The sequence below is a fragment of the Inquilinus limosus MP06 genome, assembly GCF_000767795.1.
In the GTDB taxonomy this organism is placed as follows: domain Bacteria; phylum Pseudomonadota; class Alphaproteobacteria; order DSM-16000; family Inquilinaceae; genus Inquilinus; species Inquilinus limosus_E.
In genome coordinates, this window is the sequence record NZ_JANX01001145.1 from 1 (window position 1) to 553 (window position 553).

The window sequence follows — 553 nt, forward strand, 5'->3', positions numbered from 1 at the left end:
GTGGTGCCGAACGCCACCGCCACGGTGATGCCGCGGCTGGTGTCGATGGTCGCCGCCCGGTTCAGCGGCCCGGTGCTGCTGAAGCTGTCGGCCCAGGCCGCGCCGGTGCTGGGCGCCGCCGCCGGGGCCGCGGTCAACCTGGCCTTCCTGGAGCATTTCCGCCGCCTGGCGCGGGCCCATTTCACCGTGCGGCGGCTGGAACGGACCCATGGCCCCGCGGCGGTGCGGCTGGCCTATGAGAGCCTGCGGCCGGTGCCGCCGCCCGACCTGGCGGCGCTGCCGCAGAGGCGCCGCCGGGGCTGATCCGGCAGGTATATTAACTCTGTAACATTGTTGTATAAATCGGCTTTGCATCAGGATATGTAAATTATCGGATCGCGCCATCGCGCGCCGTAATTCTTGTCCCGAGGCTGCCATGACCACCGCCACGCTCGCCTTGCCGCTGCTCGACCTGTCCCGGCTCGATGCCGGCCCGGCGGCGCGCCAGGCCCTCCTCGACCAGCTGCGCGCGGCCGCGCGGGATGTCGGCTTCTTCTATCTCGGCGGCCATGGC

2 protein-coding genes are annotated in these 553 nt (G+C 70.5%); both read left to right on the plus strand.

The genetic code is table 11. The features are described 5' to 3' along the window. Positions 1-303, plus strand: a 303-nt coding sequence (locus P409_RS35690) for an EcsC family protein (RefSeq protein ID WP_161790546.1), incomplete at its 5' end; no start/stop codon positions are given. Between the two features lie 112 nt (positions 304-415). After that, the coding region (locus P409_RS35695) for a 2-oxoglutarate and iron-dependent oxygenase domain-containing protein (protein ID WP_034849933.1) at positions 416-553 on the plus strand (138 nt) is incomplete at its 3' end.